Below are 16,428 nucleotides of genomic sequence, written 5' to 3'. Positions count from 1 at the left end.
TCTTCAATCTTTCCCATTTGCGTGACGATTTAAAGCCATATTCAATGATTTAATTGTTGTCCATAAGTGTAAAATGTTAAGTTAACGAATCATAAAAGACCTTTAATTAAAGCTTTTTAGTAACTTCTCCATCTCACAAATTATCATCAAAACGCAAAGAATTCCCCTTAATCCCAGCTTCTCATCTAAAACAATTAAACTCCCATCCGATAAAAAAAGTAAGAATCTTTAATTTGGAGGAATACACATGCGCGTTGATGCTCAAAGTGCGATGGATAAAGTGTCTTTATTTAATACAGTAGATTCTAATTTGCCTATATCGAATGATGGGGAAGTAGAAAAAGCGGCAGCTCACAATACTGATGGTCGAATAATTGCTTCTGAGGAACAAATACAGCGTGCAATTCAATCGATAAACGAATTTATCAAAGTCAATCATAGCGAATTAAAATATATGTACCACGAAGAACTAGGAGAGTATTATATTCAATTAATAAATTCAGATACGGAGGAAGTTGTACGAGAAATTCCTCCTAAGAAACTGTTAGATGTTTATTATGAAATGCAAAAATTAGCTGGAATTATTATCGATAAAAAAATCTAATAATTGGAGTGGTTGAACCATGTCAACAATGAGAATCGGCGGTCTAGCCTCAGGGATGGATATTGATAGTATCGTTGAAAAATTAATGGCAGTAGAACGATTACCATTAGATAAATTAGAACAAAAAAAGCAAGTTTATGAATGGCAACGAGATGCATATAGAGAGGTTAATACAAAGCTCCAAACTTTGGATAAGTATATTGCAGATAATTTAATCCTAAAAGGGATTAATTCCAAAACTGCTACATCTTCCAATTCAGATTATGTAACTGCAACAGCTACAGGCTCAGCAGCTGGTACATTGTCTATCGAAGGAGTATTTCAATTAGCTACTGCTGCAAGAGGAATTGGAAATCAAATTAATGCAATTGGATCAACAACTTTAGGTGAACTTTTTCAAAGTTATTTAGCTGATAATCCAGATGCAGAACCTGTTACAGATTTATATATAGAAATTCAAGCAATACAAAAAGATGGAAAATTAGCATCTACACCAACAAAAATTGAATTTACACATGATATGACAATCAATGAATTTATAAATAAAATTAATAAAAGTAATGCTGGTGTTAATGTTATTTTTGAAAATGGAAGATTCTCAATTACAGCCAAAAATACTGGTGATGTAAAAGATGGACAAGAAATTGTAATAACATCTGGTAAAAATGTTTTCAAAGCATTAGGATTTTCTGATCCAGATAATATTGTTACTGTTGAAGGGAAAAACGCAATTTTCAAAGTAAATGGAATTATAACTGAACGTTCTTCTAACTCCTTTTCCGTTTCAGGTTACAATGTTACTTTGAATAAAACCTTTAGTACTCAAGATAGTCAAAATATGATCGATGATTACTTGCAGGCTGCACAAATTGAGTTAACAAATGCTGAAACAGATAAAGCACTAAAATATCAGGCTCTACAGAATGCAATAAATGCTTATTCAGGAACTGTTATCTCAAATTACGTTACACAATATAACCTAATATTTGCCGATAGTTTTTTAGATTATGATAATCTAAACACATTTAAAACGTTTAATAATGTTAGTTTCTTTAAAAATTTAACTACTGATGAAATGATTGAAATACAAAACATAACTTTAGATGAGAATTTGACAGATGAAGAGATCAAAAATATTATCAGTAATTCTTCGCTCTCTACGAGTTTAAAAAATAAGTTGAAAACCTTAAATAGAGAGCAACTTCTATTATTAGATTCACTAGAATTATCCCAATTAGAGAGTTATAAAAAATACGCTCAATTTTTAGATATTAACGATAACAATTTCTTTATCCAGTTAAAAGCAGATGAAATTGCTGAATTGAAGAGCTTGACGATTAATGAAGAAGATACTTTGGAAAACATTTTAGATTCTATAAGTGATGAATCATTACGAAATAAACTTAAAAAGTTTTCCTTAAACCAATTGGTTTCTATTGTTGAAAACATTGATGATTATATTGGCCAAGCAAAAGTTGAAGAGTTAAAGAAAAATTATAATAATTTAGGCATAACTTTCCTTAAGGAATTATCAGAGGATGAAATCACAGCGATTTCAACTATAAATTTTGATGATGAAAATCCATTTGAAGGCTTAGAAGAATCTCTTAAAGAAAAATTAGAGGGATTAAGTGCTACGCAAAGAACGGTGTTGGAAAATATTATAAAAAATACTCCTAGTGAAGACTTAGAATCCCTTTTAGAAAATTTAAGTAATTTAGCAGCTATTCAGTTTGTGCATGATACAGCAAAATCAAATTTAGAAAAAGCTGAAAAGGCATATCAAGCTAGTGTTGAACGTCATGCGATTGCTCAAGCAACATTTGATAAAGCAAATGAATTAAAAAACACTGGAGCAACTGAGCCTCCAATGATTTCTGCACCAATAAGTGTAACTTCTACTACAAATGTTGAAGAAATAATTACAAAGATTAAAGATTTTGTTAATACTTTAAATGGACTGATTACAGATTTAAATAATTTAATTAAAGAAGAAAAATATAGGGATTATAAGCCACTCACTGCTGCCCAAAGAAAAGAAATGAGCGAACATGAGATAGAGCTTTGGGAGAAAAAGGCAAAAAGCGGTGTTTTACGCAATGATGATATTATTAGAGAAGGATTGTCAGCAATCCGTGCATTAATTTACGAAACAAACTACGGCGTAGTAAATGAGAAATTTAATACTTTATTTAGTATCGGAATAACTACTTCAAAGAATTATCTATCCGGTGGTACTTTAGAAATTGACGAAGATAAACTAAGAGCCGCACTTGAAGAAGATCCTGATGCTGTTGCTACTTTATTGTCTAATAGTAATGGAAAATTAAAGGATAAAGTTATCGTTAATGGAGAAGAAAGAGAAGTTGATACTCGAGGATATCTCCAAAAACTTAGAGCAACTTTTGATAGTATAAAAGAAAAAATAGAACTTCGTGCGGGACGTTCTTCAATGACGCAAACCCAATACACTATTGGAAGATATTTGAGAGACGTAGATGGTCAAATTGAAAAATGGAAAGCTAAATTAGTTGAAATAGAAACACGATATTGGAATCAATTCTCTTTGATGGAGAAAATGATTAGTAAAGCTAATCATCAATCAGCAATGCTAATGGGTCAGTTCTATAGTAGTTATTAATAAATGATCGGGGAATTTTTACATGGATACTCAACAAAGATTACTTCAAATTTCAGCTAAACTATATAAATTATTAGAATCAGTTCCAAATGGTGATCATCGGAATGAATTTATTCAAGAGATTGGCCGATTATTGGATGAGCGTGGAAAGTTAATTGAATTGCTTGTTCACAATAATGTTCAATTAGATTCACAAAACAAAATCCATGTACTACTTAAGGAATTAGATGCAGGTATAAAAAATCGGTTATACAAAGTGATGGAAGTTATTAAAATGGACATGAAAAATCTTCAAAAGACGAAAAAACATGAAAAACAATATGTAAATCCTTATGCAAACGTGCAAGTGATGGACGGCATGTATTACGATAAGAAAAAATAATTGAGGGAAACTAAAAAAGAATTATCTTCTATGATAAAATGATAGTAAAAAACTCATAGGGTTTTTTACTTAGTGATTAAAGGAGTGTCTTATATGACATTACATAATAACGCATATAATGCGTACAAACAAAACAGTATCAATACAGCTTCCCCTGGCGAACTGACATTAATGCTTTACAATGGATGTATTAAATTTTTGAATTTGGCTAGAAAGGCAATCGAAGAAAAAAACATTGAAGAAAAAAATACCAATCTTCAAAAAGCCCAAAATATCATTACGGAATTAATGGTTACGCTCAACATGGAATATGAAATATCCAAACAAATTTATCCATTATATGAATACATGAATCGCCGTTTAATCGATGCAAACATTCATAATGATATTGAAAGTGTAGATGAAGTGATTGGGCTGGCAACGGAATTTCGCGACACTTGGAAAGAAGTCATTAAAACGAATCGCCAACAGCAATATCAAAATGTGCAGCAAGTGTAGTCGGAATAAGTTTACTAATCATTTGGATCTTAAAACGCCTTACAACCCTATATTTCGGATGTAAGGCGTTTTTTATTTTTTCAAGGGCTTGTTCCATCTTTAACTTGTCACAATTTTTGTGAAGAAAATATTAATTATTATGGTGTATATTTCCTTTTTATTAAAGTGATTTATAATAAAAAGTAATTGAAAAGAGACGTTATTAATTTGGAGGAATGAATATGATATCTAAAAAATATAAGCGCAAAGAGGCGTTTCGGTTCGTTTTTAATCAACCATTAGATGCTGAATTTTCGGTGCTTGTAAACGGACGTCGGATTGATAGTGAGATGCATCCATGTAAAATTATTGATATTAGTCCTCGGGGAATGAAAGTGTATACGAACTCAGATATTTCTAAAATATACAACATTCCTCCTGAATCGTTCCAGTTTCAGATGCATTTTGTTTTGGATATTACAAGAATTCAAGCAATTGGTTATGTACGCTGGTGTAAACTTTTTGGTACGGGTGCTCATTTTGGATTGCAATTTGAAAATCAACCAGATATTGAAGAATTGATTATTAGCGAAATGAAGCGCCGGAGAAGAAAAGAAGTTATTTCAAAAAAATAGATCGGTTTTTAAAAGGTAAAAAATTTGTCGAATTCCTAAAAAGAATACATAGTTTCTAGAAGGAATTTGCAAACTTATGTAGAATATAATTTACATAGGGTCAATAAAGGAGGAGTTTACATGCTAAACTTTAACATTCGCGGTGAAAACATTGAAGTAACTCCAGCTATTCGAGATTACGTCATCAACAAAGTTCAGAAAATTGAAAAATATTTCAATGAAGGAGTTAATGCTTCTGCCAATGTAAACTTGAAAGTGTATAACGATAAGAAAACAAAAGTGGAAGTAACCATTCCGTTAAAAAACTTAACGCTTCGTGCTGAAGAGCGCCATGAAGATATGTATGCGGGTATTGACTTAATTGTAGATAAACTCGAACGACAAATTCGTAAACATAAAACAAAAGTCAACCGCAAACTTCGGGATCGCGAAGGAGTAGGCGTTTATTTTGCTAATAATGTTGCTCCAAATAACAATGATAGCAGCAAAGATGAAGATTTTGAAATTGTTCGTACAAAACAGTTTGACTTAAAACCAATGGATGAAGATGAAGCCATTCTCCAAATGAACTTGCTCGGGCATGACTTTTATGTTTATACAGATGCAGAAACAAACAATACAAACATCGTATATAGACGCAAAGACGGAAAATACGGTTTAATTGAAACAAATTAATTAATAGACCCCTATTCCCTCTGCTTTAGGCAGGGGGATTTTCCATTTTCGCATGTAGAAAGCATTATACAATGGTAAGCCCGAATTCAAACGACGCATATCAATCGATCGTACCTCCCTGTAAGATAGAGTTATCGATTACAGAGGAGGTGTTTTTGTTTGGCAGTTGAAAAACTAAATATCGTCCCTGTCAATTTGGAATCCGATTCTGATTCAACTCCACCCTCAACGAGTCGTGGTCCTCTCAAAAATAAGGAGTTATCTATACAAGTTGAGAAGCAATTTGCCTGAGCAAGGTGTTTTTCTAATCCAGCAATGGAGCTAACCACACGATTGAACGAATACCGAATAGATATATGGAGTGTAAGTAAAAATTGTAAGAAGAGCAAAAAAAATCAAAGGATAGGATGGTAGTTAGAAACGAGAAAATAATAACCAACTCGGCCGAGATAATAACCAACTCGCCCGAGATAATAGTCAATCTAGGTAAAATAATAGCCAAAGCCAAAAATTTGCTCCAGCAAAAAAAGGATAATAGTCAAATCCAATAAGATAATAGCCAACCTGCTCAAGATAATAGTCAACCCAGGTAAAATAATAGCCAAAGCTAAAAATTTGCTCCAGCAGAGATGAGATAATAGTCAAATTCAAAGAGATAATAGCCAACTCGGCCGAGATAATAGTCAATCTAGGTAAAATAATAGCCAAAGCCAAAAATTTGCTCCAACAGAGATGAGATAATAGTCAAATTCAAAGGGATAATAGCCAACTCGGCCGAGATAATAGTCAACCCAGATAAGATAATAGCCAAAGCCAAAAATTCGCTCCAGCAGAGATGAGATAATAGTCAAATCCCATAAGATAATAGTCAACTCGGCCGAGATAATAGTCAATCTAGGTAAAATAATAGCCAAAGCCAAAAACCCAAACCAGCAAAAAAAGGATAATAGTCAAATCCAATAAGATAATAGCCAACTCGGCCGAGATAATAGTCAATCCAGGGAAAATAATAGCCAAATCCGAAATCAAATCACTCTTCCGTCAATTTCAGTTCGTATAGCTTTCTTGGTCTACCTCTTCCAGGAGGTTGTTCTTCACCAATTACTTTCGCGAATCGATAGCTTTCTAATGTGTGTAATATGCGATTGGCAGTGCGCAATGATATGTCAAATGCTTCGGCAATTTGATGGCTTGTAATATAAGGGTGGTCTTGGTTTTGAATAAGTGATCGTAATTTTGAAATGGTTATGGCACTTAATGAAGTCTTCTTTGCAATATCTTGTAAATGACGATTATTCAAATGCGTTGAAAAGGAAAGGGGTTCCACTTCTTCACTGTTTAATGGCCCTATAATCTTGCCATGTTGATAAGCTAAGTACGTGGTTGAAGCATGCTTTGATTCAGCAAATTTTAACGCCTGATTTGCATAAATTTCAGCACGCGCTGCATCATTTCCAACACCGATGCCAATCGAGATTCTCGTTCCTAAAATTTCCTCAATCTCTTTTGTAAAAGGGAACACTTTATCATTTTTGGTAAGTTCTTTTAAAATTGATTGATTTGTATAAAGTATGGCTTTGAAATCGTTTTCGAAAGTGAGTGACATTTCATATTTCTCACAAAAATTAATAATGGCTTCTTGGAACTTTAATTTTTTGCTTATAAAATGTATATCGATTTTTTGGACGGCGATCTGCTTCATGCCATTTGACTAGTATGGCAATGGTTTTCAGCTCATTGCTAATTAATTGTTCTAATTTTGCGCTTAATATTTCGATTGTCATTGAGATTGCAGCGTACGTTGGTTTAATGCGCATCACTGGAACTTGACGTTTTTGAAGTTCATAGGCAACACTTGTCAAACAAGTAACTGCATATTTCGTTTGTTTGCTGGGGCTGCTAACTTAATTACAACGATTGTTGGTACGTTTGTATGCGTTGTTTTCTCTCTACCATTTACAAATTTCTTATATAAACATTTGGAACCAATCTTGGGGAGACGTTCTAGAATTCAAACAGATGGTGAAAATTAATTGAGCTAAGTGGGGGTACACATATATGTTGGATAAAACATTAACGTTCATATTGATTGGAATCATTGCGATAGTAGGGAACTGGATTGGATATGGTGTCTCTCCAATTGATGCTTTACCTGGAATGATGATTATTGCGGCAATTACGATTTTAGGTTATGCCATTGAAAAAATTGTTCCATTAAAAATTCCAGTAGTTATTTGGGTGTCCGTTATTGCGTTATTTGTGACTTCAGCGATTTTCCCTTGGCAACAAACAATTGTAGATGCCACAACGCAAATTAACTTTATGGCGTTAGCAACTCCAATTTTAGCTTATGCGGGTCTATCATTTGGAAAAGATTTAAAAGAATTTAAAAAGCTCGGCTGGCGAATTGTTGTCGTATCACTTTTTGTGTACACGGGAACTTTCTTGTTAGCTACATTGATTGCGGAAATCGGATTTAGATTAACGGGACAATTTAAATAGTAACTAATTTAATTTAGCTATAGATAACATATTGAAAGGAGATGATATGGAAAAGGTAAATTTTTCAGTGGTTGGATGAAGAAGTAGTAATAGCGGTGTTGAAGTTGGTGTTGAGGCATTTTAGAGTGGTTTTTATTTGAAGTTTGTTATTCTTGATTATATGGTGTTGAAGCGGAATAGAGATGATTAGCGAAGGTGTCCAAATCAGGATGTCTTCGCTATTTTAATAAAACAGCACTATTCTTCCAAAGTTTTAGTTTTTTCTATTTGTTTATTTACTAAATAGATGCTTGATCCTACTAAAATCATGCCGATAAATAAATTTTTTGTGATGGCTTCATTCAAAAAAATAGCACTGACAACCACTGAAATAATAGGTACTAAAAAGGTGTAGGAACCGACTTTGCTTGCTTCACCTTCATTCATTAATTTAAAATAAATCACTTGCCCCGCGGCCATTCCTGCTGTTCCGCCCCAAATAATGGTACTGATTAAGTCAATGTTCCAAACGATGGCATTGATATTTTCTAAGAAATATCCTAAAACAAGTAGCGATCCCCCACCGAGTATCAATTGCATAACGACCATCCAATAAAAGTCGACTCTGGATTTTAATTTTTTGACAAATACGACTCCACTTGCCCAAGCAAGAGCTGTGGCGAGGGCGAGTGCAACACCAATGGCAGAAAGGTGGATAATTAATCCGTCAATGCTTACAAGCACAATCCCGATAAATCCGAGCACTAAGCCAAATATTTTCGTAACGGTCATATCTTCATTCAACAACCACCAAGATAAAATGCCCAGAATAACTGGTTGAAAGTATACTAGTACAGAAAATAATCCACCTGGCAAATACACCATGCCAACTGTTTGAAGTCCCAGGTAGAGAATGTTATTTAATATTGCTGAGATTACGTAAAACTTCCAATGTTCTTTAAATTTCAAGAGATGCCGCATTTTCCAAGCAAGGGTTAACAAAATAATTCCTGCGATAAATGAACGGATTCCAGCAAAGAGGAGTGGGGGCATGAAGTTAACGCCATGTTTATAGATAGGCCAGCTAACTCCCCAAATGATAATTAACAATGCAAGAAGTAAATAGGAGACGAGCGGATTCTTACTTTCTGTCAATGAGCAACCTTCTTCCATGATGTAATTAGTTTTTGGAGTGAGGTTTATGAGTTTATTAGAGGAAAATTGAATTGTGTTTAATAACTTTATCTGAGGCAACTAAAACCTCCAAATGATGAAGAATTCAGCTTAATCAATCGAATTTATCAAAATTTCTTTCGCATGATTTGATAAGCATTTTTTCTGAAATACGTAATCCAGCTGTGCCCATTAGTATATGTTGAGATGCAGTAGTAGGTGCTTAGTGGGTAAGGTCTTTTGAAGAGAATTGCTATTAAAGGATGAATGATTTGTGGTTAAAATGATGGCGGAAATGATTTTTTTATTGGCAAATCACTAGCATTGCACTAATTAAATCTGATGATTCAAAATACTAAGAATGTTCAATTTTTTATTGATTTCGAAACAAAAAAATCCTTTACAATGGAAGTACAGGTGGTTCCTGTCCAAATCCAATCGTAAAGGATAAACGTTATGGACAAGAATACACTAATTTCATCATTTGGTAAATGGGTTTCACCCATAAATATTCAAAAACTTAGCGAACAAGTCAAAGAATTGAAACAGGACTATTACACAAAAAAGCTGACAACAGAAGCCTATATTAAACTTTTATTGGTAGCCCAGCTGCTCGAATTTAAGAGCTTAGAGGAAATGAGTGATGCACTTGTAGACGAAGATCTTCAAAAAGCACTCGGATTTGAATCGATAAGTGCCTCTCAGCTATCCCGAAAAAACAATCAGATCAACCCACTAATTCTTGCAAATTTGTTCTTGGATCTTGTTTGGAAAATTCAACGGTACCATTATAAAACCGGAAAGAATATGCCACTGAAAATCATTGATTCAAGTACACTCCCGTTGAATTTGACCAATTATAAATGGGCAAAATTCCGTAAAACAAAAGCTGGTGTAAAGCTACACTTACGGCTCGTTTTCATGGATAAAGACACCGTCTATCCTGAAAAAGCAGTGATTACGACAGCAAAAGAACATGACCGAAATCAACTCGAAGTCCTAGTGGATGATAAAGAAGCCATGTATGTGTTTGACCGCGGTTATGTGGACTATGAACGTTTTGATCGGATGACAGATGATGGCTATTTCTTCGTTTCAAGACTGAAGAAAAACGCAGTCATTCGTGAAGTCTATACATTTTCACTTCCTGATGATTGTCACGTTCTATCCGATAAAATGGTCTACATTGGTACCACACAAAATCGTACTGAAAATGTCTTTCGTCTACTAGAAGTTATGGACACAAAAGGGAACTTACTTCGTTTCATCACCAACCGATTTGATTTAAAACCAGAAGAGATAAGTGATATTTACCGATCTCGCTGGGCTATTGAACTCTTTTTCAAATGGCTCAAGCAACACGTAGAAATTAAGCACTTTTATGGAATGAGTGAAACAGCTATTCAAAATCAAATTTTCTTAGCCCTTATCACGTATTGCTTACATGTTCTCATTCAATTGGAGATGAAAAGTAAGAAATCTCTACTTCGAATTACTCGTTGGTTAAAGAGAGCTCTGTGGAAACCAGCTTATGTTTGGTTGCGAAAATTTGATGGGCGAGCCAGTCCATAATCTCCCTTTTGTCGTTGTCGCTCTGGTTTAACTGTATATATTTACCAAATGGGCAGTGCCACCTTTCTTTAGGTTTTGTCTTTTTGGCACAAATTCACAAAAATTAATTAACAGAAAATTCTAACTATATTTATGCAATGCTAATGTTGGCAAATATTTTCGTGAAAGTGGCCAATATCTAGGCGTAGTTGGCCAATATCGATTGGAAATTGGTTAATATCGCACTTGCAGAAGCAGGAAAATTTTCGAATGGCAAATATATTTCCGAGAATGGCTAATATTTCGGCGAAGTTGACTAATATCGAACAGAGATTGACTAATATCCCACTCGCAGAAGCAGGAAATTTTTCGAATGGCAAATATTTTTCTGAGAATGGCTAATATCAAGGCGAAGTTGACTAATATCGAATGGAAAATGACTAATATCCGAATCGTCAGAGCAGGAATTTTTTCAATTGGCAAATATCTTTCCGAGAATGTCTAATATTTCGGCGAAGTTGACTAATATCGAACAGAGATTGACTAATATCCCACTCGCAGAAGCAGGAAATTTTTCGAATGGCAAATATCTTTCCGAGAATGGCTAATATTTCGGCGAAGTTGACTAATATCGAATGGAGATTGACTAATATCCTAATCGTCAGAGCAGAAATATTTTCGATTGGCAAATATCTTTCGGAGGATGGCTAATATCTAGGCGTAGTTGGCCAATATCGAATGGAGAATGACTAATATCTTAATCGCAGAAGCAGGAAATTTTTTGAATGGCAAATATTTTTCTGAGAATGGCTAATATCTAGGCGTAGTTGGCCAATATTGTTGGGAGTTTGACTAATATCGCACTTGCAGAAGCGAGGATATTTTCGATTGGCAAATATCTTTTGGAGGATGGCCAATATCTAGGCGAAGTTGGCCAATATCGCTGGGAGTTTGACTAATATCCCACTCGCAGAAGCAGGAATTTTTTTGAATGGCAAATATCTTTTCAAGAATGGCTAATATTTCGGCGAAGTTGACCAATATCGCTGGGAGTTTGACTAATATCGCACTTGCAGAAGCGAGGATATTTTGGATTGGCAAATATCTTCTTGAGAATGACTAATATCTCTGCGAAGTTGACTATTATCGAATGGAGAATGACTAATATCTTAATCGCAGAAGCAGGAATTTTTTTGAATGGCAAATATCTTTAGGAGGATGGCTAATATCTAGGCGTAGTTGGCAATGATCTTATTAGATTTGGCTAATATCTCAACAAGCAGCAGTTGCATTTTCCAATACATAGGGTGATCCTGATATTATTTTGTTCTTGATAATAGAATTTTGCTTACTTGCAAGTGTTTCTGCCAAACCCGCAAGTTTTCCCAGTATATTTTCAAATCACTCTCCATAAGTTTGAATTCAAACACGTAATTAGGATCTCCCGCAACAAATCTGACCCCAATCAAATTGCCTAATCTGAATATTTCCATTCCTCTATTAAAAACCTTAAAATCAAGTATAGATTGACTTGGTATTAGCAAAAGGAGAAATAGACATGACAATAGCGAAAGTATGTACAGTTGCAGGTGCTGCAGCCCGCAGTGGTGCCGGCATTCAAGCGGATTTAAAAACTTTCCAAGAGCTTGGGGTGTACGGTTTTACAGCCATCACTGCCATCAATGCAAAACATCCAAACAAAGAAAAAAGTTTATTCATTCAATCTTTAGATGCAATTGAAGCACAACTCCTCATTATCAATGAACAAGAGGATTTAGATGCATTAAAAACGGGAATGCTTTTCTCAAAGGAAATTATCGAACTTGTTTCCGATTGGTTGGAGACAACTAACATTCAAAATATCGTGGTTGATCCGGTAATGTTCGGTAAATTCGGGTCTCCTTTACTTGATTTTGATGCGATGGAAACGCTGAAATCGAAACTGATCCCTCAAGCAACAATTATTACACCAAACATGCCGGAAGCAACTTATTTACTTAATGGACAAGAAATTACATCAGTTGCGGATTTGCAGGATGCAGCAAGAGATCTTTTAAAACTTGGTCCAAAGTATGTTCTTGTAAAAGGAGGACGTTTAGAAGGACCAGCTATTGATGTATTGTATGATGGTCATAAAATGATAAAATTGGAAGCTCCACGAATCGATACAATCCATACAAATGGGGCAGGCTGTTCATATTCAGCAGCAATCACAGCGGAACTGGCAAAAGGAAAATCAATTGAGGAAGCAGTGTTCAATGCGAAAAAATTCGTCACTGCCGGTATTAAACGCTTCATTCCATTTGAAGTGGTACCGGGGATGATTGATCACCGTGCCTATAAGATGTACGATGAAGATGAAGTTACGATGACAGAAGTTGGAATATAATGGAGTGAATGAAATAGGCAGTATATGTTGATTCATTTTCAACAATAGACTGCCTTTTCTTCTTTATTGCTCTTTGCTTTCGTGATTGAATTGCCAATTTACTCCGAATTTGTCAGTTAGTGATCCGTAAGATTCGCTCCAAAACGTTTCTTGTAGTTCCATTTCCACTTTGCCCCCTTCTTTCAACATCTCAAATGCCCTTTTCATAAAATTCAAATCATCATCAATGAAGGCGACAGTAATATTATTGCCTATTGTATAAGGGTTGCCTGGAAATGTATCGGAAAACATTAGTCGACTGCCACGTACGTTTAGATTAGCATGCATATAGATTTTTTGCTTCTTCCGGCATGTTAAACTCTGAATTGTCTTGGTAAACTTCTCCGTACGTTTGTATGTAAGGCTTCTCCATTTCGACCCTCTTTATCATTTACTGTTATATCATTAGCCGTTTTTTCCAATAAGTGAACTACCCGCCACCTACGCTTCGCTTAGAGGAGGGGGCTTCTCGGGTAATCCCATCTCATGATGGGAAATAGACCGAGCTATCCCTCTCGTTCCAAGAGTTCTTTTTACTATACTAACCCTAACAGCCGCAATCCTTCATGTTTGATATTGATAGAAGCGTTCCAATCACGGTCTGCCACAAAACCACAATCACAGCGAAATGTACGCTCAGAAAGAGATAGAGACTCCTTTACTCGACCGCAACATGAACAAGTTTTGGATGATGGAAACCATTTATCTATTTTGATAAGCTTTTTCCCTTGCTCTTCTAACTTGTATTGGAGAAATGTTGTAAACATCCCCCATGCGTTATCAGTAACACTTTTACCAAAATGTAGGGCTTGTGACATTCCCTTCATGTTGAGGTCTTCGACAACAACACAATCGTACTTGCTTGCAAGATGATGGGACAATTTGTGTAAAAAGTCTCTTCGTTGGTTTGCAACCTTTTCATGTAAGTTCGCTACTTTCAGTCGCTGTTTGTGCCAACGATTAGAACCTTTCTTCCTGCGTGACAAAATACGTTGTTCCTTCGCTAATTTTTTCAATGCTTGTCGATAGAAACGAGGATAATTGGCTCTCTTACCCTCTTCACTATCGACATACAGAACATCCATAGCAAAATCTAATCCAACCACATGTTGAATGTTTACTTTAGTAGTTTCTTTCTCATATTCTGTCAAAATCGAAATATAGTATTTGCCTGTCTTTGTTTTCGAAATAGTGCAAGATTTGATTTTGTAATCAGCAGGAATCTCTCTATGTTGCTTCATTTTCAGCGGCTTTTTGAACTTTGGTAATTTGATATGACCATCTTCAATCTTAATATTTCCATTGACCATATTGGTTGTATAGGATTGCTTGTGTTTTTTACTTTTGAATTTAGGGAACTCTGCACGACCTTCAAAAAAGTTCTTATAAGCATTTTGTAAATGGATTTGTGCGTTGGCTAAAGCTAAAGAATCCACTTCTTTTAGGAATGGGAATTCATCTTTGTACTTTGCCGGTGTCGGAAACTTTTGTTCTTTAAGCTTCTCTTTGTCGTCTTTGAACTTTTCATATATTTCTTTACGTTCTGCCAACATCTTATTGTAGACAAAGCGAACACAACCAAACGTTTTTTCCAATAACTCTTTCTGTTCTTCATTTGGATATATGCGAAACTTGAAGGCTTTGTTTTGCTTGGTCATATCAAATCACCTTACTTTAACCACGAACACTAGTTCTCTTTTTTGTTTATTGTACCATAAGTTTTGGCTATCGCCAACCGACATTCATCTCCCACCTACTCATTGGGCTATCGCCCTTCACATTCCTTGAGGATGGGAGACTTCTGTCGGAAAAAGTTAAAGGGTATGAGTAAAATGTTTGTAGGCAAAATTAACCCCCTTCATTTGGTGAAGGATCGAAAGATCGTTCACCAAATGAAGGGGCCACCAAGCGAAAGCGCGGTAGGATTTAAGCAAGAAACATGAAAAGGAGGGTTACTCCTTGGTAGAATTATAGTCGACAAAAACCACACCACCAAAGGAGGTAACCCTCATGCAAAAGAATAACACAGTATATCCAAATTTAAAACAGATTGAGCAATTAGTTTGGAGGCAATTACAGGAAACCTTCTCAGAGGTCATGAAAACACTATTAGAGGACATGGACAAGCAGATTGCTGAAGAACGAAATAAAAAGCGTTATCGTCTACTCGATAAGCGTACTACCACTATTATCAGTCTTTTTGGCGAAATAAAGGTGAAACGGAACTACTACCGAGACAGGGAGAAAGGTGAATATGTCTATCTGCTTGATCGCTTTTTGGAATTCGAAGGGACAGGCTCCTTTAGTCCGCTGATAGAAGAAGCGGCTCTAGAGCTTGCCATTACGGGGCCATCCTATCGAAAGGCAGAACGCACGCTTGAAACACTTTTAGGATACCGAGTGATTAGTCACGAAGCTATACGTCAACATCTGTTACAGATTGAAAGTATCCCAAAAGAGCGACAGCCTGTAAACTATCCTGTCCTATTCGTGGAAGTAGACGGCCTATATGTGAAACGTCAAGGAAAAGGAAAACGGGGCAAGGAAGAAAAAATTGCAGCGGTTCATCAGGGCTGGGAAATCAACGGAAAACGAGTAAGTTTGAAAGACAAACGCCATTTTATTCACCGTGGGAATCAGCCATTTTGGGAGGCGTTTGAGGATTTTCTCATTGAAAACTTCGAGTATGACCCAACTGTCCATAAGCTAGTAATAAACGGGGATGGTGCCGGATGGATTACAGCCTGTCGAGACCATTTTAAAGGCAGGGCATTCTTTTCAATTGACCGTTTCCACGTGGCAAGGGATATTCGCAGCTTATTCCGTAAGCATCCTCGCTATCGCCAAATGCAAAAGGCACTAGCTTCCTATGACAGTCAGAAACTACTTACGGAATTAAACAGTGCTGTTGGAACACTAGAGACAGAGGATCAGGAAGAACGTCTTGAACAATTGATTCGTCAACTAGAAAAATATCCTGAAGCCCTCGGGGATTACCGGAAGTGGCTCCGAGAACAAGGTATTGACACCAAAGGAATGCGTCCAATGGGAAGTGCCGAGGGAACAATGAGTGTCTTCGCAAAAAGACTCAAAAACGGACGTAGCTGGGTAGAAAAAGGCGTAAGTGCCATGATTACTGGATTGGTGGCTTTCCTAGACAATCTGGCATTGAAAACATTATTTGGGAAAGTCGAAAGATGGACAGAAACCAAGGGAGAAAAGAATCCTCCGAAACATTATGTTGAAAAGGTGACAAGCACAGTTGGAGAAGCCACAAGAGACAATCTCCTATACTTGAAAGGTAAAGCCAATACTCCCATATACAAAGCCCTAAAAGCACTGACTGGTTTTTAAAAAAAAAGAAGAATTTTTTACCAAGAG

The 16,428-nt window shown here is 35.7% G+C and carries 17 protein-coding genes; 11 read left to right on the top strand and 6 right to left on the bottom strand.

What is annotated here, in order from left to right:
• Nucleotides 1–247 precede the first annotated feature (247 nt).
• From NSU17_RS04505 to NSU17_RS04475, 7 genes are all read left to right on the top strand, one after another.
• Complete coding sequence (locus tag NSU17_RS04505) at nt 248–604, top strand: flagellar protein FlaG (protein WP_340704393.1); 357 nt, start codon at nt 248–250, stop codon at nt 602–604.
• A 19-nt stretch (nt 605–623) separates the two neighbouring features.
• A complete protein-coding gene (gene fliD, locus NSU17_RS04500; protein ID WP_340704392.1) occupies nt 624–3,245 on the top strand; it encodes a flagellar filament capping protein FliD in 2,622 nt (873 codons plus the stop codon).
• 22 nt (nt 3,246–3,267) lie between these two features.
• A complete protein-coding gene (locus tag NSU17_RS04495) occupies nt 3,268–3,627 on the top strand; it encodes a flagellar protein FliT (protein WP_340704391.1) in 360 nt (119 codons plus the stop codon).
• A 93-nt stretch (nt 3,628–3,720) separates the two neighbouring features.
• A complete protein-coding gene (gene fliS / locus NSU17_RS04490) occupies nt 3,721–4,125 on the top strand; it encodes a flagellar export chaperone FliS (protein ID WP_340704390.1) in 405 nt (134 codons plus the stop codon).
• Nucleotides 4,126–4,346: 221 nt separating this feature from the next.
• Nucleotides 4,347–4,739, top strand: coding sequence for a PilZ domain-containing protein (locus NSU17_RS04485; protein WP_340704389.1), 393 nt, complete (start codon nt 4,347–4,349; stop codon nt 4,737–4,739).
• A 120-nt stretch (nt 4,740–4,859) separates the two neighbouring features.
• On the top strand, nt 4,860–5,414 hold the full coding sequence (gene hpf, locus NSU17_RS04480; protein WP_340435530.1) for a ribosome hibernation-promoting factor, HPF/YfiA family: 555 nt from the start codon (nt 4,860–4,862) through the stop codon (nt 5,412–5,414).
• A 159-nt stretch (nt 5,415–5,573) separates the two neighbouring features.
• Nucleotides 5,574–5,705, top strand: a complete 132-nt coding sequence (locus tag NSU17_RS04475) for a hypothetical protein (RefSeq protein WP_340704388.1) — start codon at nt 5,574–5,576, stop codon at nt 5,703–5,705.
• Nucleotides 5,706–5,891: 186 nt separating this feature from the next.
• On the opposite strand, the gene NSU17_RS04470 is transcribed toward NSU17_RS04475, so the two are convergent.
• The 3 genes from NSU17_RS04470 to NSU17_RS04460 all read right to left on the bottom strand — a co-directional run bounded on the left by NSU17_RS04470 (nt 5,892) and on the right by NSU17_RS04460 (nt 7,276).
• Nucleotides 5,892–6,128, bottom strand: coding sequence for a hypothetical protein (locus NSU17_RS04470; protein ID WP_340704387.1), 237 nt, complete (start codon nt 6,126–6,128; stop codon nt 5,892–5,894).
• Between the two features lie 316 nt (nt 6,129–6,444).
• Nucleotides 6,445–7,020: a hypothetical protein gene (locus NSU17_RS04465; protein ID WP_340704386.1), complete on the bottom strand. Its 576-nt coding sequence runs from the start codon at nt 7,018–7,020 to the stop codon at nt 6,445–6,447.
• A 19-nt stretch (nt 7,021–7,039) separates the two neighbouring features.
• A complete protein-coding gene (locus NSU17_RS04460) occupies nt 7,040–7,276 on the bottom strand; it encodes a hypothetical protein (RefSeq protein WP_340704385.1) in 237 nt (78 codons plus the stop codon).
• Nucleotides 7,277–7,472: 196 nt separating this feature from the next.
• Between NSU17_RS04460 and NSU17_RS04455 the strand changes: the two genes are divergently transcribed.
• On the top strand, nt 7,473–7,916 hold the full coding sequence (locus NSU17_RS04455) for a hypothetical protein (protein ID WP_016838018.1): 444 nt from the start codon (nt 7,473–7,475) through the stop codon (nt 7,914–7,916).
• Between the two features lie 237 nt (nt 7,917–8,153).
• On the opposite strand, the gene NSU17_RS04450 is transcribed toward NSU17_RS04455, so the two are convergent.
• Entirely contained in the window at nt 8,154–9,050 is an 897-nt protein-coding gene (locus NSU17_RS04450; RefSeq protein WP_340435539.1) for a DMT family transporter, read from the bottom strand.
• Nucleotides 9,051–9,524: 474 nt separating this feature from the next.
• On the opposite strand from NSU17_RS04450, the gene NSU17_RS04445 reads away from it, so the two are divergent.
• Together NSU17_RS04445 and thiD are read left to right on the top strand one after the other, a co-directional pair.
• Complete coding sequence (locus tag NSU17_RS04445) at nt 9,525–10,640, top strand: IS4 family transposase (protein WP_096549683.1); 1,116 nt, start codon at nt 9,525–9,527, stop codon at nt 10,638–10,640.
• A gap of 1,537 nt (nt 10,641–12,177) precedes the next feature.
• Nucleotides 12,178–13,008 (top strand): bifunctional hydroxymethylpyrimidine kinase/phosphomethylpyrimidine kinase, encoded by an 831-nt coding sequence (thiD, locus tag NSU17_RS04440; RefSeq protein WP_340704384.1) that lies wholly within the window; start codon nt 12,178–12,180, stop codon nt 13,006–13,008.
• Between the two features lie 63 nt (nt 13,009–13,071).
• On the opposite strand, the gene NSU17_RS04435 is transcribed toward thiD, so the two are convergent.
• Both NSU17_RS04435 and NSU17_RS04430 read right to left on the bottom strand, forming a co-directional pair.
• Nucleotides 13,072–13,299: a VOC family protein gene (locus NSU17_RS04435; protein WP_340704383.1), complete on the bottom strand. Its 228-nt coding sequence runs from the start codon at nt 13,297–13,299 to the stop codon at nt 13,072–13,074.
• Between the two features lie 284 nt (nt 13,300–13,583).
• Complete coding sequence (locus tag NSU17_RS04430; RefSeq protein ID WP_096550461.1) at nt 13,584–14,705, bottom strand: RNA-guided endonuclease InsQ/TnpB family protein; 1,122 nt, start codon at nt 14,703–14,705, stop codon at nt 13,584–13,586.
• Nucleotides 14,706–15,057: 352 nt separating this feature from the next.
• Here NSU17_RS04430 and NSU17_RS04425 point away from each other — a divergent pair, with 352 nt between their 5' ends.
• Nucleotides 15,058–16,401, top strand: a complete 1,344-nt coding sequence (locus NSU17_RS04425) for an ISLre2 family transposase (protein ID WP_340704274.1) — start codon at nt 15,058–15,060, stop codon at nt 16,399–16,401.
• Nucleotides 16,402–16,428 lie beyond the last annotated feature (27 nt).

It is taken from the genome of Ureibacillus sp. FSL K6-2830 (assembly GCF_038004145.1).
Lineage (GTDB): Bacteria > Bacillota > Bacilli > Bacillales_A > Planococcaceae > Ureibacillus > Ureibacillus thermosphaericus.
The sequence above is the reverse complement of the archived record's forward strand: the minus strand, read 5'-3'. Positions and strand labels throughout refer to the sequence as shown.

Excerpts from the sequence above, each read along its gene's own strand:
- hpf (WP_340435530.1), top strand. The coding sequence starts at position 4,860 with ATGCTAAACTTTAACATTCGCGGTGAAAACATTGAAGTAACTCCAGCT.
- NSU17_RS04455 (WP_016838018.1), top strand. The coding sequence starts at position 7,473 with ATGTTGGATAAAACATTAACGTTCATATTGATTGGAATCATTGCGATA.
- NSU17_RS04505 (WP_340704393.1), top strand. The coding sequence starts at position 248 with ATGCGCGTTGATGCTCAAAGTGCGATGGATAAAGTGTCTTTATTTAAT.
- NSU17_RS04430 (WP_096550461.1), bottom strand. The coding sequence starts at position 14,705 with ATGACCAAGCAAAACAAAGCCTTCAAGTTTCGCATATATCCAAATGAA.
- NSU17_RS04435 (WP_340704383.1), bottom strand. The coding sequence starts at position 13,299 with ATGTTTTCCGATACATTTCCAGGCAACCCTTATACAATAGGCAATAAT.
- thiD (WP_340704384.1), top strand. The coding sequence starts at position 12,178 with ATGACAATAGCGAAAGTATGTACAGTTGCAGGTGCTGCAGCCCGCAGT.
- NSU17_RS04465 (WP_340704386.1), bottom strand. The coding sequence starts at position 7,020 with ATGTCACTCACTTTCGAAAACGATTTCAAAGCCATACTTTATACAAAT.
- NSU17_RS04485 (WP_340704389.1), top strand. The coding sequence starts at position 4,347 with ATGATATCTAAAAAATATAAGCGCAAAGAGGCGTTTCGGTTCGTTTTT.
- fliD (WP_340704392.1), top strand. The coding sequence starts at position 624 with ATGTCAACAATGAGAATCGGCGGTCTAGCCTCAGGGATGGATATTGAT.
- fliS (WP_340704390.1), top strand. The coding sequence starts at position 3,721 with ATGACATTACATAATAACGCATATAATGCGTACAAACAAAACAGTATC.
- NSU17_RS04495 (WP_340704391.1), top strand. The coding sequence starts at position 3,268 with ATGGATACTCAACAAAGATTACTTCAAATTTCAGCTAAACTATATAAA.
- NSU17_RS04445 (WP_096549683.1), top strand. The coding sequence starts at position 9,525 with ATGGACAAGAATACACTAATTTCATCATTTGGTAAATGGGTTTCACCC.
- NSU17_RS04425 (WP_340704274.1), top strand. The coding sequence starts at position 15,058 with ATGCAAAAGAATAACACAGTATATCCAAATTTAAAACAGATTGAGCAA.